Origin of the sequence: Lacticaseibacillus suibinensis (assembly GCF_003946175.1) — a bacterium.
GTDB lineage: Bacteria > Bacillota > Bacilli > Lactobacillales > Lactobacillaceae > Lacticaseibacillus > Lacticaseibacillus suibinensis.
Window position 1 is genome coordinate 1 of sequence record NZ_RHOK01000002.1, and the last position, 14,903, is coordinate 14,903.

Below are 14,903 nucleotides of genomic sequence, written 5' to 3' on the forward strand. Positions count from 1 at the left end.
GAGTTGTTGGTAATGCTTGTGGGTGTTAGTCTGAGAGTGGGTCATGAAGATTCCTGCTTTCTTGTTTAGCTAGTACTAACAAGAATAGGTCTTCATGGCCTTTTTGGTCTAGTCGTCAGGGTGTTGCACTTGAATTGTAAACTGGGGAGCCGTTCTTCTCATCAAATGAACTGATGAAAGAACGGCTCTTTTGCTACCAAAAAAGGATCGACCCGAGGGCCAATCCTTCATGTTAAGCTTCACTGCTAATCGCGGTGTCCTGCCGGCCTAAATATTGCCGTTCCGCAGCGCGGCGCAGGGCAACGGCTTCGTCGAAGCTGTCGCAAGCTTTAAGCAACACATACTTACCATTGTGCCGAAGCCGAGCGAACCAGCGCTGATTGGCGGCATTGTAAGACACACCGATCACGCCTGATTTATTTCGTTTGCTCCGGATCAATGAATTCAGTGGCACCCCATCATCACTCACCAAATCAGTGCCGTGAGCCTTTTGATGGGCGGTAAACGCTGGGTTATTCGCCGCATAACGCCGGGAAACCTCTCGCCGCAAGCAACCACAGCTCTTCACTTGGTGATGGCGCAGGCGATACCCATCAACCACAACGATATTGCCGCAATCACAGCGGCACTGCCAAGAAGCATTCCCGTTCGCTGCGGTCCCTGCGCGATGTAAAACAAGTAAACGGCCGAACTTCTGGCCAGTTAAATCCATGACACGCATTGGTGTCTCCCCCTCTCCAGCTTACAAGTAAATTGTAGGCTAGAAAGCAGGGGGCCTTTCTCCGCAGTTTTCGCTATCTTGGCAAATTTTGCGAAAACTTTTACCAGCTGCCGCCAAAACCACCGCCACCACTGGCCCCGCCGCCTCCGCCGCTGCCAAAGCCGCCAGCGCTGGTGGTGTTAGCCGGGGCAAAAGACGTCACTGCCCAAGGTGCCACGCCAGCCATCGCGGTTTGCGCGGTGTCGGGATGGCGCTGATGGTTCAGAATGATTTGCCAAGTCGCAGCCAGCTGCTCATCAGTCAACTGAGCATCTGCCGGCTGCACATGCATGAAGAACTCCCACCACACACTACTAGCTTCGTCAGGCTTGACAGGCTGAGTTTGCAGCCACCGGGCGAATCGCTGTGTATAGGCGCCGGCGATTTGCACTTCCGACCGCACCACACCAGCCATGGATTCATTATCTGCCAGCAGGGTTTCATCGGTTACCACTGCGGTCAGGCTTGGCATTTGGGCCAGCTTCGCATCAGGCATTTTTGCTAATTGCGGGCTGTCCTTGCGATAGTAGAAATATGGCTGTGGGGCCTGATGCGGCAGTTTCACCAGCCAGGTCACATAATCGCGGCGAATGATTTTGGCGAAACTGTGCTCGAGTGCCCTTTGCTGATTGAACAGCTGCCAGCCGCCGCCAGGAACCCGATCAGGATTCAACGTGATGCCAGCGGTTGCCAACAGACGCAAGATTGGAAACTGGTCCGGTTGCGTGCTCAAAATCAGCGCCAGGCGATTACGCAAACTGAAGAAGCGTACCGTCAGCCCGAGCGCAACCGCCAGCATGGCCAGGACCAGCCCCACAATCACGCGATCACGCCGTCTTTCGGCTGCGCGCCGGGCGGTAATTTGGGCTGGGGTCGAAATCGCACTGGCATGCGCCTGCACGCGCTTGGCGGTATTATTGACAATCGCGGCAATCGCCTGATCAAACTGCTTGGCTCGGAGCATGGTTTTGACTTTGCCGGTCACGATGTCAGCACCAGCGCCATCTGGGACCACCGGCTCTAGCCCATAGCCGACCTCTAACCAGTAGTGTTTTTCCTTCGGTTCAATCGTCAGGAGCAAGCCGTTATCCCAGCCTTTTTGACCAAAGCCATAGTGTTTAAATTGCTCATTGGCATAGTCTTGCAGTTCATCTTCATCTTTGCCACTGGTGACCATGACCGCGATTTGCGGATGCCCTGGCAGTTTGGCGAAGGTCTTGGCATTAGCCCGATAAAGCGCCTGCTGCGTCTTGGCTTTAATCACCCCTTGCGGATCTTGGTACCAGCGCTGGGCTTCGGTCACCTGCGCCGGCGTCAACGTGGCAGCCTGCACGTGCTGGCCCCCGCGCCACAAACCAATCATCAGGCCCACCAGCAGCAACACCCAGCCACTGAATTGCTTTTTCGTCATACCCATCCTCCATTGCGTGAAGCGTTTTCGGTACTTTCAGTGTACGCGCAAAGAACGCTGGCGACCACCAACTAAGGGCCGATATTTGCGCTTGTTGGCAGCAAAAAGGCCCACCGCGAAAACGCGATGAGCCTTTAAGACTGAAAGCTTAGTGATTAAGCCTGGTAACGGGAAACCCCATCCAAGTAGGTTTCAGCCAAGCTCATGTCCTTGTTCAGAACCAAGTAGTCGGCGTCACGGCCAGGCAGGATGCTGCCGCACTTGTCGTCGATTTTGCATGAGCGAGCAGGTACCAAGGCGCCCATCTTGATGGCGTCTTCTGGGACAACATCGTTCCAGTCAACCACGTTCTTGATGGCATCCTTCAGCTGCAAAATGGAGCCGGCGAGACTGTGCGCACCGTCCTTCAGCTTAGCCATGCCGTCTGCGACGATAACTGGGAATTCACCCAGCATGTATTCGCCGTCTGGCATCATGCCGGCCTGCATGCAGTCGGTGATGAGGGCGATGTGTTCTGGCGTCTTGTCTTTGATCAAGGCCCCAACGACTTCTGGGCGGACATGGTGGCCGTCGCAGATCAGTTCGTCGTCAACGATTTGCATGTACATCGCCGCGCCAACCATCCCTGGTGCGCGGTGGTTCAAACCGGACATGCCGTTAAAGGTGTGGCAAAAGACGGTTGCACCGGCTTCAACACAGGCCTTAGCTTGTTCAAAGGTTGCGCTGGAGTGACCCAAAGCAACCACTTTGCCGTCTTGGCTCATGTGCTTGGTGAATTCAACGGCACCTTCACGCTCTGGGGCCAAAGCCATCTTTTGGAGCAGACCCTTAGCGCTGGCTTGCCATTCGTCGTATTCCTTGATCGAAGGATCACGGAAGTACTTAGGATTTTGTGCGCCTTTGTGTTCTTCGGTGAAGAATGGGCCTTCGAAGTAAATGCCTTGGATCTTGGCACCTTTTTCTTCGCCAGCATGGTCACCGATGGTCTTGCAGACGTCGTTCAACTGTTCGAACGGACCAGTCAGCGTGGTTGGTAACCAGGAAGTAACCCCAGCCTTCAGCAGGCCCTCAGACATCTCGTTGATACCTTCCCAGTCGTTGTCCATGACGTCATGGCCCAACATGCCGTGAATATGCGTATCAACCAAGCCAGGGGCAATCCATTGATCCCCGTAGTCCTTGATTTCGCCGGCTGGCTTTTCGCCATAGGCAGGAATGAAATCGCCGAACTTACCATCGTCGGTGACTTCAAGCCACCCACCATTTTCGGTCGTGTTCTTTAAGAAAAACTTCGCAGCGTGAATGTAGTAGCTCATTGCACAATCTCCTTAAGTTTATTTGTAATGCGTTTCCATACAACAGTGTAGCACGGATTTGGGTTAGTGGTCTAGTCCAAACACCCAATTCCCAGAATTCATCGGGCCGGGTGCTACCTGGTGAGAGGTCAGGCTTGACGAGGTGCTGAATTGGCCATCGTGCTAAGACCGCTGCGCTTCGCAGCCTGTTAGTTGCGCTCAGCTCACCAACGCCGGAGCGAGTAGCTACGTTTGGCGGTCCGAAGCCAAAGTACGGCTTCAAACCGCCAAGCTAGGCTATTCGTCCGGCTAAGTGCGGTGAGCTTCGCAGCCTGTAAAAAAAGGGCCAGGGATCGCTCCTTGGCCCTCAGTGGTTATTAGCTCAGCATTTCGTTGACATGGACAACGCCGGCTTTGGCGTCGTCGACGATGTTTGGTTCGCCACCAACCATCTCAGCGTTGATAAAGCTGATGATCATTGGCAGGTTCATCCCGGTGAAGAGGTCGAAATGACCTTCGCCTTCCATGAGGATACGCGCTACCACATTGGCCGGCGTGCCGCCCATTAAATCAGCGAATACGGTGAAATCTCCGAGACCTTCGACCGTCTTGTCAAATTTTGCCTTGAAGTCTTCAGGGCCTTCACTTGGCAAAAGTTCGACCGTGTGAATGTTTTCCTGAGGACCCATAATCATTTCAGCACTCTTCTTCAGTTCCGTGCAGAACTGACCGTGACTTACCAATACCAATTCACTCATAATAACCGTCCTTTTCTATTCTGAAATTATGCCTTCGCGATGATACCAAGGGCACCCAGAGCAATGGCCAAAATCAAAACGATGAAGATCGCCTTGGTGGAGGTCATGCCCTTCTTACCCAGCATCCAGTAAACGAAGCCGCAGATCAAGGCTGGCAAAATGCGAGGCAAGATCATGTCCAGGTTGTTCTGGATGTTCAAAGGCACGGTCCCAACAACTGGGGCCCAAGCAAACTTGACGTTGATCATGGTTGCGACCAAGGCGCCGACCATGAACACACCCATCAAGGAAGCGGCATCGGTCAACGCATTCAGCGTGTGCTGCATGGTTGTAACCAGGTTAACCCCTTCTTTGTAGGCAATCTTCAGTTGAACCCAACGGAAGACGTCAACGACGATTTGAGCCGCAATCCAGATGAAAATCCCGATTGGGTTGCCCTGCTTCGCCATGGAAGCAGCAATCGCACCAAAGATAGCAGGAATCAAGGCAGCGAAGATGGAGTCACCAATCGCAGCGAAGGAACCCATCAAGCCGGCTTTCATCCCGGCAACAGTTTCCTTACCCTTGATGCCTTGTTCTTCTTCGACCGCCAGATCAATACCAGTGATAATGGTGTTGAAGAAGTTTGACGTGTTGAAGAACTGGGTGTGCGTCTCCATCATTTCTTTCAATTCAGGAGTGCCATCCCCGTAAATCTTACGCAGTTGTGGCAGGATGTGATACAGATAACCAGAAGCCTGCATACGTTCGTAGTTCCAGCCAAGTTGGAAACCGAACAGTGAGCGTTCGTTGATCTGCTTGAAGTCTTTATCGTTCAACTTATAGTTCGTCATCAGTGATTTCCCCCTCGTCTGAAGAATCAGCCTGCTTCGTGGATGCAGCGGCAGCTGGTGCCGGCTGAGAAGTACTGTTGTTGTAAGCAATGATCGCCAGCGCCAAACCAATCAGCGCGATAGCCAACATGGACAAGCCGTTGAAGCTGCCAAGGCCGGCAGCAACTTTAGGCGCAGCAGCCAGCGCAGTCCCGATGTTCTGAATGGAGCCGAACAGCGTGGTCAGCAAACTGGTAATGGTGAAGCCAAGCAGCAGGTATGCGATGTGCTTGCGAACCGGCAGATACCGGAGCAAGATAGCGAACCCAACGGCTGGCAATACGGCACCAGCAACTGTCAGGCCATCGCCCAACCACTTGAATGGGCCGTTAATCCAAGCCACAATCTGGTTAACCACACCGCCGCCAAGGGCCAAGCCCAAGCCAACAGGAATCATCCGAGACAAAGCCCATGGCAGTGCCCCAGCAATGAAGTAGCGTTCGATACCTTTGTAGTTGAATTTCTCAACTTGCGCATCGATCCGGTGTGCGAAGAACGTGTTGGAGAAACGTGCCAGGATATCGGTGTAAATCATCAGCGCAGCAACTGGAACACCCAGCGCGGTGATGGCTTGTTCAGGATCCATCCCGGTACCAACAGAGAACGCAACGGCCAGCAGGGTACCGGAGTTAGCATCAATCTTAGATGCACCACCAAAGGTCCCAACACCCAGAACGGTCAGCTGCATCGCAGCCCCGATCGTCAGGCCTGTCTTCATATCGCCCATGACCAAACCAGCAAAGAAGCCGGCGAACACAGGTGCACTCATTGAGGAATAAATCTGGAGTTCATCCAGGATTTGATACCCAGCATAGAGTGTCAAGAGAATAATTTGCCACCATGCAATCATTTTTCTTCCTCCTTACCCTTCAACCTTAGCAAGCATCGGCAAAAAGTCGTGTGAGTCATCAGCTGGGACCATTTGGGCCGTCAGCTTAACTCCGGCTTTGTCCAGTTCGTGGAAGGCATCGATGTCTTCTTGAACCACGTTGATGGACTTGGAAACAGACTTGGTTTCGTTCGTCTGTGACATGTTCCCAACGTTGAGTTCCTTGATCGGGACCCCTTTTTGAACCAGCTTCAGGAATGTTGCTGGACGCTTTGCGACCACGAAGACGCGCTGTGAATCGTACTTACCAGCGTTGATGTGATCAGCCGCAGTGTCAGCATCCAAAACTGAAAGCCGAACGCTCATTGGAGCAGCCATCCGCAGGCCACTCTTTTGGATCTTGTCCTTGGAAGCTTCATCATCGACCACGATGATGCGGCTTGCTTGGAGCTTGGTTGTCCACAGGTTCGCAACTTGACCGTGTACCAAACGGCCGTCAATGCGAGATGCAATAATTGCCATACTTCATACCCCCTAAAATAAAGTGATAAAACTAACCAGTAAATAATGGCTTTGGTACAACCAATGATGCAACCGGGCATCACTCCAGGCTACTGACTAGCCTAGCCTCACGCGCTGAAGTTTCAGGGCGTCAGGCTAAGCCAGACAGCAACTTGGCTGCTCGGCTTAGTGCTAGGTTTAACCTTTGTAGTCGTGCAGGATAACCCCTTTGACCACGCGGTTAACGGTGCCAGATGGTGATGGTGTATCAGGTGTGTTGTTGACTTTGATGGAAGCCAGCAGCGCCAATGTCTGCGCAAACATCACGTCAGGCAGGGCCTGGTAGGCTTCTGGTAAATCTTTAACGCCAGTTTCAAAGGCAAAGTTTTCGCCGGAGAAGTTGGTTTGGTCTTGCGTGGTGCCAATGGCCACGATGCGCTTAGCAATCTTGTCGCCGTTGATTTCTTCCATGACATCCACGTCGTACTGACGAGTGTAAGCATTGTTGCTCAGGAAGTCGAAGACCAGGGTCTTGCTGTTAACAAAGGACTTAGGACCGTGACGGAAGCCCATGGAAGTGTCGAAAATCGTCGCCAACTTGCCGGCGGTCAATTCCAGCACTTTGAGCTGAGCTTCACGGGTCAAGCCACCCAGGCTACCGGAGCCCAGGTAAGTGATACGATCGAAGTCTTCATCCACCAGGTTTTGGATTTCGGCTTCGCGCTTGATCACTTCATGACCCATGTTCACTGCGGCTTGCACGTAGCTCGCTTTGTCAGCTTCAGCGGCCTGGTCGAAAACGAGCAGCGCGGTCAAAGCCATGCAGGAGAAACTCCCAGTCATGGCAAAGCCCTTGTCGTTGGCGCCGGCTGGCTGCATCAGCAGCAGGTTGTTGGCGTCACCTTCAACCTTAGCGGCCAAGTGACCTTCTGGGGCACAGGTGATGGTGATCTGGTGCAAGTTGTGAACCAGCTGTTCAGCCAGCTCAACGGTTTTAACGGATTCTGGTGAGTTCCCACTCCGGGAGAAGGAAACCAAAATCGTTGGGGTGTCTGCTTCAAGGAAATCATAAGGTGCTGACACGATATCCGTGGTCGCGATGGATTCGAAGCGGAAGTGGCTCCGATCACCGTGACGGTTCAGATATGGGGTCACCGTGTCGCCAGTGTAAGCGCTGGTGCCGGCGCCAGTGAAAATGACCCGGACCACTTGACCGTTGGCTTCAGCAACGACCTTAGCTAAAAAGTCCGTGATTTCAGCCTTTTTACCTTGGTAATTGCTCAAAGCTTCTTGCCATAATTCTGGCTGCTGCTTAATTTCGTGCGTTGTGATTTGCGCACCCATCTTGGTCAGTTCATCTACTGATTTCTCGTACAAAACTATTCCTCCTCAAGCTTGTTCACTATGTTGCGACCGACTGGCGAACCAATCAGGTCGTGGTCCCTTTTTGGGTGTGGTGATAACGATAAACGAATTGGTCGGCGCGGGTGATGCTGAGTGTGAATTCCACGATTTCACCTTTAACATTGGTGGTCGTGCGCTGCATCGATAAACTCGGTGAGCCTTTCGGGACATTCAGCATCGCCGCATCTTTGGCTGACATGAGACTGGCGAAAAAGGCTTCTGCCGCATCGGAGACCGGACTGTCGTAATGATCCTTCATCAGGTTATACAAGCCTTCGCGTTCAACGTCGCTCGCCTTCAGCTTTGGGAACCGATCGGCGGGCAGGAAGGTTCGCTCAACCATCAGTGGCACCCCATCCGCCATCCTGATACGCTTTAGTTTATACGTTGGTGTCCCCAAAGGTACTTGGAGATGCTCAACAATATAGTCGTTAGCCGGAAATTGCTGCAGATAAAGCACGCGCGAGTTCGCGCGCCGGCCTTGATCAGCCATTTGCTCCGAAAAGCTGTAGGTCTCGGCTAAATCTGTCGGCTCGGCTGCCGGATTAGCGACGAACGTGCCGCGCCCCCGACTGCGGTAAATCACACCGGTCATTTCTAGCTTAGCCAGCGCCGCGCGGACAGTGTTACGACTCACGCCGTAGGATTCGGCCAACGCGCGCTCGGAAGGCAGCTTACTGTGCGGTGCCATATCCGTGCGAATTTGATTTCGTAATAAATCCACCAACCGATCATGCAGTGGTTGAACTTCGCTGGCCATCGTCTCGCCTCCCAATTGGTACCAACCATGGAGAAGTGTAACCGCATTCTTTCATGGTGTCAAGGAATTGTACCCTGTTTAAATGCCTATACAACAGCCTTTTGCCGTTGGTATACCCGCTTTGGTACCTTCATTTTCATAACGGTACACCCCGTGAAACATGCGCCAGCTTTTGTTTTTCGCCGGGCTTGCGAAAGCAGTCACAAAATTGGTACCAACCTTATAAACCAATCGGGCCAAATAAAAATAAAATCGAGCCTACGTAGATAAGGGTTAGAATGCTTAAATTCCCTTAAATATCGGCCCGATTGACGGTGGTTTTATTCTGAAAACTGGATGAGATTTCTATTTGAAAACGGCGTCATACAACGCGGTGATGGGATCATCGTTGTTCGTCACTGGCAGCACTAACCCGGCGGCGCGTTTGACGGCAGGAATGGCATTCGCCACCGCTACCCCGAGGCCAACTTGCTGCAGCATGCTCAAATCATTGGAATTGTCGCCAAGCGCGATAATCTCGTCTTTGGCCACGCCAATCTGCTCGCCCAAGGTCAACGCCGCAATCCCCTTGTCGATGCCAGCTGGATTGAACTCAACATAGCGATTGGAAGAATAGGTAATGGTCATGGGAGTGGCAATTGCCGCCTTGGCTTTTTCGTAGAAGCGTTCGCGCACGCCATAATCGAGGTGCTGGAAAATCACCTTGGCAATTGGGCGATTTTTGAACGCTGACAAATCCTGCGCCTCCAGCATTTCGTAAGCCACGCCGCGATTCATCAAATATTCTTTTTCTGGTTCGTTGATGTTCGCCACATAGACATGGTGGAAGGTATAAACATGCGCACACAAGTCGCCTTCCGCCATGGCCAGTCGGAACAGTTCATCCGCCACAGCAAAAGGCAAGGCATGTTCAACCATGATGCGATTGCCGGCGTTTTCGACAATCGCGCCCCCATTATAGGAAATCACATACTGGCCTGCTAAATCCTTGGTGCCGATTTCTGCTAACAAGGCTTGCACCGAAGCAAAGCCGCGCCCAGTGTTGGGCACAAACTTCACCCCTTCATCGCGCAGCTTATGGATGGTTTCAATATCGCGCTTCGAAACCCGTCCATCATCTTGCAATAAACTCTCGTCCAAATCGCTCACGATCATCTTATACATTCGCAAGGCCTCATTTCGCATCGTTTTCTTTACTGTAACACACTAGGCAGCGGAGAGCGGCGGGTTTAGGCGGATGGGCTGTCTAGGCGAGCACCTTGAAGCTGACCTTCGGCTTCGAGGCGCTCGCCGTAGCAGGACACGTCGCCGTCGCCGCTCGGAGCGCACCTCCAGGCAGCGGAGGACGGCCGCTTTTAGCCAGATGATTAGGTTAGCTTAAGGCATGATCTGGAGCGTGCACTTTCAGCAAGAAAAAGTGGCCACAATGATGATTTCTCAATTTTCCCTGTAAATTGGTCGCCAAATCACACGGGAAAGTTCACAACCTGGTCACAACTCTCCTCTAGTATTATCCATAACGAAATAAGCCTCCAACTTATTTCCGCCTCTAACGAAGCTGACCGTGGACGCACGGGCAGCCCTAGGTCCTCCAACCTAGAACATCACGTCGGTTTCCTCTAAAAACCGATTCGCCGTCGCCTCGCGACGGTATTTTTTTGCCGTTTCACTCGCAAAAACGCAACTGAAACGCTACGCTTCCATCACAGTTTCTTCACAACCGGCCGTTAGTATAGGAAACATAGAAATGAGTTACCCCCTTATTTCTACCCCAAACAACTTTTTCATTATTACTCCTCCTAATTGATGTTTTTCCCCCCAAGAGAACATTGATTACCCCAAACCTCATGCAGCTGCTGGTCCCCGCCGGCAGCTGCTTTTTTGCGTTTAATTGACTTGTTGCTTGAACTCATCAATCAACTGACGCTGTAAGGCATCAAGTTGCTGTGTGACGTAAACAGGATAACGGGCCGAGTTGACCAACCGCTTCGTCTCCGCCGGCAGCTCGGCCAACTTGGTTTGCGCAAACTTTTGAATGCCAAACACGTCTTCCTGCGGGGCTTGCGTTAAGTTGATGGCTTGCTGCAGCGGCACCGCGGTATAGGCGGTCAAGGCCAAATGCTTGTGGGTCTGAAGCGGATTGCTATCCACCACCGCCAGCGGCGCTTGCAGGGTTTCATCCGCCAGCGCAATCACATCGGCAAAGGCTTCATGGGTCCCTGACCGATACAGCCGGTAGATTTGTTTGATGCCTGGCAAGGTGGTCTTCTCAACGCTGGCGGAAACCTTGATTTTGGGCTTTAGCTGGCCATTCGTCCGCGTCGCCGCGAGTTTATACACCCCGCTGAGCACCGGCGCGCTGGCACTGGTGATCATCTTCTCACCGATACCAAAGTTATCCAGCGGCGCGCCTTCGGCCAACAGTGCCGGAATGACCGTTTCATCTAGCGCATTGGACGCGGTAATTTTCACTTCCGGCAAACCGGCGGCATCTAACTGCTTGCGGGCTTGTTTGCTCAAATAAGCAATGTCCCCGGAGTCAATGCGAATGCCAACCGGCTGATGCCCAGCTGCTTTCAAGGCCTTGAACACCGTAATGGCATTCGGCACGCCGGACTGCAAAACGTCATAAGTGTCGACTAGCAGTGCGCTGTTATCAGGATACTGCTGGGCCCACGCCTGAAACGCGGCCAGCTCACTGGGAAAGGCCTCAATCCAGCTATGCGCCATGGTGCCGGCGGCTGGAATGCCAAACTGCTGGGCGGCCAAGACATTTGAGGTGCTGACGGCGCCGCCAATCACCGCCGCTCGCGTGCCGTATAGGGCACTATCTGGTCCCTGCGCCCGCCGCGCGCCGAATTCCATAATCGGCCGTCCTTCAGCAGCAAAGGTAATGCGCCGGGCCTTGGTGGCAATCAGCGACTGGTGGTTGAGAATGTTCAGCAGCACCGTTTCCAGCAACTGGGCTTGAGCCAGCGGTCCCTCAATGGTCACCAAAGGTTCGCGCGGAAAAACCGGTAGCCCTTCTGGTACCGCATTGATGGTGCAATCGAGCTCAAAATCAGCCAACATGGCCAAAAAGGCGTCATCGTATAAGTTGAGGCTGCGTAAGTAGGCGACATCTGCCGCGTCAAAATGAAAGTCCCGTAGCACTTGCACCACCTGGGCTAACCCAGCCGCGATGACAAAGCTGCCATGATCGGGCACATCGCGGTAAAAAATATCAAAAATCCCCCGCGTTTGCGGCAGATTTCGCTGAAAGCCATTCGCCATGGAAAACTCATACAGATCCGTTAGCATCGATAGATTGCGCATTTTTCTTCTCCCTGTCTTGACACCTAATTGATTTTCATTCTAGCACACTCGCAGGGCCGTCATGAAAAATCTGCTAAATCGGATTTGGCGCGCCACATTACTTTATTCATCATCAGCGCAACCGGCAGTGTTTTTTCCTTGCCAAATCTACTACACTAACAGACGTAGCAACCAAGGAGGAAAACCATGCAAGCAACCATTCCCGCCATTCTCGCCGCCCTCGATGCGGCAGAAACCATTATTATTCACCGTCATGTGAACCCCGACCCCGACGCCATCGGCTCCCAAACCGGCCTAGCCGCAGCACTCAAAGCCGCCTACCCCGCCAAGCACATCTATGCCGTGGGTGAACCTGCCCCGCGCCTGGCCTGGATTGCCCCGCAGGACACTATTGAACCCGCTGAGTATCAAAATGCGGTAGTCGTCGTCATCGACACCGCTAATGCCCCGCGGGTAGCCGGGGCCAACTGGCAAACCGGTCAGCAAGTGATCAAAATCGATCATCACCCTGACCGCGAGCCCTTCGGTGACCTCAGCTTCGTGAACACAGAGGCTTCCAGCAGCTCCGAAATCGTGGCCGATATGATTAAAGCTTCAGCCAAGTTACAGCTGGATCAAACCGTCGCTGCCCGTCTTTACGCTGGGATTATCGGCGATACGGGCCGTTTTTTGTACGACCTGACCAAAGCCCACACCCATGAAGTCGTCGCCGACCTGATGCGTACCGGCATCGACGCGCCGGCAATTGGCCGCGCCGAAGAAGAAATCTCGCCACAAATCGCCAAATTGCAAGCCTACGCGCTGGGCAACCTCCAAGTCTCTGCCAATGGCGCCGGTAGTCTCATCATCACCCAAAAAGTGATCGGTGAATTTGGCCTCGCCCAAGACGAAGCCCAAGCCGCCGTCAGCACCGTTGGCCAACTCACGACTGTCCGCAGCTGGGTCGTTTTCACCGAACGCCCAGACGGCCAGTTCCGCGTCGAATTACGCGGCAAACAATGGCCCATCAACCCCATCGCCGTGGCTCACGGTGGCGGCGGCCATCCCCTCGCCAGCGGCGCCATTGCTAAAAACTTGGACGAATGTCATCAAATCATCGAAGAACTCGACCAACTTAATGGGGCGCATTAGTCATGAGTGTTGCTTGACCATAAAACGACCAGTGTTAGCCTGAATGATTGATTGCAGGCTAACGTTTTTGAGTTTCGACCAAACGTACGACACCGTCTCTGCTATCCAGCGGGGTGGGTGGTGTGGCAGAGGGCCGTGGCAGACCGGCAGCGAAACATTTAACCCACGAGGAGACTGCGCAGCAGGCTGCTCCTGGGTTAAATGGGGGCAACGGAGAGACAGCGTTGAGCGCGCAGCGCGATGCTGGCTCATCGTTGAGGCTGGAGACCGCCCTTTGGCTCCAGCCGACCCCGCGGCCGGACTGCCGCGTCTCGGCGCCACACCACCCACCCCGCGGTCCCCAGCGCAACTTTCGCATTTCGCCGCCGAAACGCCTACAATAGAGAAGAAATTCCTTGAAAGAGATGATTCTTTTGACAAAACGCATTAAAGGTTCCTGTACCACTATTCTGGTCGGCAAAAAGGCCAGCATTGACGGCTCCACGATCATCGCCCGCAACGAAGACGGCGCCGAAGCCCTTAACCCGGAAAAATTCATCTATGTGAAGCCGGCAGATCAGCCACGTCACTACCAGGCCGTTTTGAGCAGTTTCCACCTCGACTTGCCTGACGACCCCATGGGCTATACCTCCACGCCAGACGCCGTGGATGGCCACGGTATCTGGGCTGCGGCTGGCATCAACAGCGATAACGTCGCCATGACCGCCACCGAAACCATCACGACCAACTCCCGCATTTTAGGCGTTGACCCGATGGCCGAAGATGGCCTCGGCGAAGAAGACATCACCGCTATTACCCTGCCTTACATCCACTCTGCCCGCGAAGGCGTGGCGCGCTTGGGTAAGCTGCTGGAAACATACGGCACCTATGAAACCAACGGCATTTGCTTCTCCGATCAGGACGAATGCTGGTACTTTGAAAGCATCGCCGGCCACCACTGGGCCGCGATTCGCATTCCTGATGACGCTTATGTGATTGCACCAAACCGCTTCAACATTGATCATTTTGACTTTGATTCCGATGACACCATGTCTGCCCCAGATTTGCAGACCATCATCGAAAAGTACCATCTCAATCCTGACCAACAAGGCTACAACCTGCGTCACATTTTTGGCTCCAGCACCGTCAAGGACACCCGTTACAACAACCCGCGGGCGTGGTACGGTCAGAAGTACTTCAACCCTGAAATCGAGCAGGATCCGATTGACCAAGACCTGCCGTTCATTTGCCACACCGACAAGAAGATTTCGATTGAAGACGTCAAGTTCGTGCTTAGTTCCCACTACGAAAACACGCCTTACGACGTTTACGGCACCACCAATACCGAAGGCGAAAAGAAACTCTTCCGGCCAATCGGCATTAACCGCAATCAGGAACTGCACATTCTGCAGATTCGCAATGACGTGCCTAAAGCCATCGCTGGCATTCACTGGTTAGCCTTTGGCCCGAACACCTTCAATGCTGTCGTGCCATTTTACGCCAACGTCACCGACACCCCAGAGCAGTACAAGAATACCGGTGCGCATTACGATCCGCGCAGCCAGTACTGGCTGTCCTACCTGCTGGCAACCTTCGGCGATTACGACTTCCACTTGTTTGAAGACTTCGAAAACATCTTCGAGCAAAACACCGTTGGCGCATGCCGCCATCTCCAATTGGAAACCGATGCGGCTTACCAAAATGAAGCCGACATCCCTGCTTACCTGACCAAGGTCAATGCCCAGTTGGCAGACATCAGCTTCAACAATTCCAACAAGCTGCTCGGCCAAATGGTTGAACTTGCCGCCCCGCGGATGAAGTTGCAATTCACATTGCACGACTAAGTAGTTCTCACGTCACCAGCCTCACGCTGATGGCGTTTTTTGAT

13 protein-coding genes are annotated in these 14,903 nt (G+C 53.3%); 2 read left to right on the forward strand and 11 right to left on the reverse strand.

Annotated features, from left to right (window positions below; all coding sequences use genetic code 11):
* Positions 1 to 232: 232 nt before the first annotated feature.
* From EKM90_RS01055 to EKM90_RS01105, 11 genes are all read right to left on the reverse strand, one after another.
* Positions 233 to 721 (reverse strand): AP2 domain-containing protein, encoded by a 489-nt coding sequence (locus EKM90_RS01055; RefSeq protein WP_125579202.1) that lies wholly within the window; start codon positions 719 to 721, stop codon positions 233 to 235.
* A gap of 100 nt (positions 722 to 821) precedes the next feature.
* Entirely contained in the window at positions 822 to 2,171 is a 1,350-nt protein-coding gene (locus EKM90_RS01060; RefSeq protein ID WP_164507797.1) for a TPM domain-containing protein, read from the reverse strand.
* 155 nt (positions 2,172 to 2,326) lie between these two features.
* Positions 2,327 to 3,487 (reverse strand): N-acetylglucosamine-6-phosphate deacetylase, encoded by a 1,161-nt coding sequence (gene nagA, locus EKM90_RS01065; RefSeq protein WP_125579204.1) that lies wholly within the window; start codon positions 3,485 to 3,487, stop codon positions 2,327 to 2,329.
* 356 nt (positions 3,488 to 3,843) lie between these two features.
* The gene (locus tag EKM90_RS01070; RefSeq protein ID WP_164507798.1) at positions 3,844 to 4,224 is read right to left on the reverse strand and encodes a PTS sugar transporter subunit IIA; all 381 of its coding nucleotides are present in this window, start codon (positions 4,222 to 4,224) and stop codon (positions 3,844 to 3,846) included.
* Between the two features lie 26 nt (positions 4,225 to 4,250).
* Positions 4,251 to 5,057, reverse strand: a complete 807-nt coding sequence (locus EKM90_RS01075; RefSeq protein ID WP_125579206.1) for a PTS system mannose/fructose/sorbose family transporter subunit IID — start codon at positions 5,055 to 5,057, stop codon at positions 4,251 to 4,253.
* Positions 5,044 to 5,946, reverse strand: a complete 903-nt coding sequence (locus tag EKM90_RS01080; protein ID WP_125579207.1) for a PTS mannose/fructose/sorbose/N-acetylgalactosamine transporter subunit IIC — start codon at positions 5,944 to 5,946, stop codon at positions 5,044 to 5,046. The genes EKM90_RS01075 and EKM90_RS01080 overlap by 14 nt, the downstream gene beginning before the upstream one ends.
* A 12-nt stretch (positions 5,947 to 5,958) precedes the next feature.
* Positions 5,959 to 6,447: a PTS system mannose/fructose/N-acetylgalactosamine-transporter subunit IIB gene (locus EKM90_RS01085; protein WP_125579208.1), complete on the reverse strand. Its 489-nt coding sequence runs from the start codon at positions 6,445 to 6,447 to the stop codon at positions 5,959 to 5,961.
* A 177-nt stretch (positions 6,448 to 6,624) separates the two neighbouring features.
* Complete coding sequence (locus tag EKM90_RS01090; RefSeq protein ID WP_373301030.1) at positions 6,625 to 7,770, reverse strand: SIS domain-containing protein; 1,146 nt, start codon at positions 7,768 to 7,770, stop codon at positions 6,625 to 6,627.
* Between the two features lie 85 nt (positions 7,771 to 7,855).
* Complete coding sequence (locus EKM90_RS01095; protein WP_125579210.1) at positions 7,856 to 8,590, reverse strand: GntR family transcriptional regulator; 735 nt, start codon at positions 8,588 to 8,590, stop codon at positions 7,856 to 7,858.
* 345 nt (positions 8,591 to 8,935) lie between these two features.
* Positions 8,936 to 9,754, reverse strand: coding sequence for a Cof-type HAD-IIB family hydrolase (locus tag EKM90_RS01100; RefSeq protein WP_125579211.1), 819 nt, complete (start codon positions 9,752 to 9,754; stop codon positions 8,936 to 8,938).
* 723 nt (positions 9,755 to 10,477) lie between these two features.
* On the reverse strand, positions 10,478 to 11,905 hold the full coding sequence (locus tag EKM90_RS01105) for a nicotinate phosphoribosyltransferase (protein WP_125579212.1): 1,428 nt from the start codon (positions 11,903 to 11,905) through the stop codon (positions 10,478 to 10,480).
* Between the two features lie 186 nt (positions 11,906 to 12,091).
* Here EKM90_RS01105 and EKM90_RS01110 point away from each other — a divergent pair, with 186 nt between their 5' ends.
* Together EKM90_RS01110 and EKM90_RS01115 are read left to right on the forward strand one after the other, a co-directional pair.
* Entirely contained in the window at positions 12,092 to 13,036 is a 945-nt protein-coding gene (locus EKM90_RS01110) for a DHH family phosphoesterase (RefSeq protein WP_125579213.1), read from the forward strand.
* A gap of 413 nt (positions 13,037 to 13,449) precedes the next feature.
* On the forward strand, positions 13,450 to 14,859 hold the full coding sequence (locus EKM90_RS01115) for a C69 family dipeptidase (protein WP_125579214.1): 1,410 nt from the start codon (positions 13,450 to 13,452) through the stop codon (positions 14,857 to 14,859).
* The last annotated feature ends 44 nt before the right edge of the window (positions 14,860 to 14,903 follow it).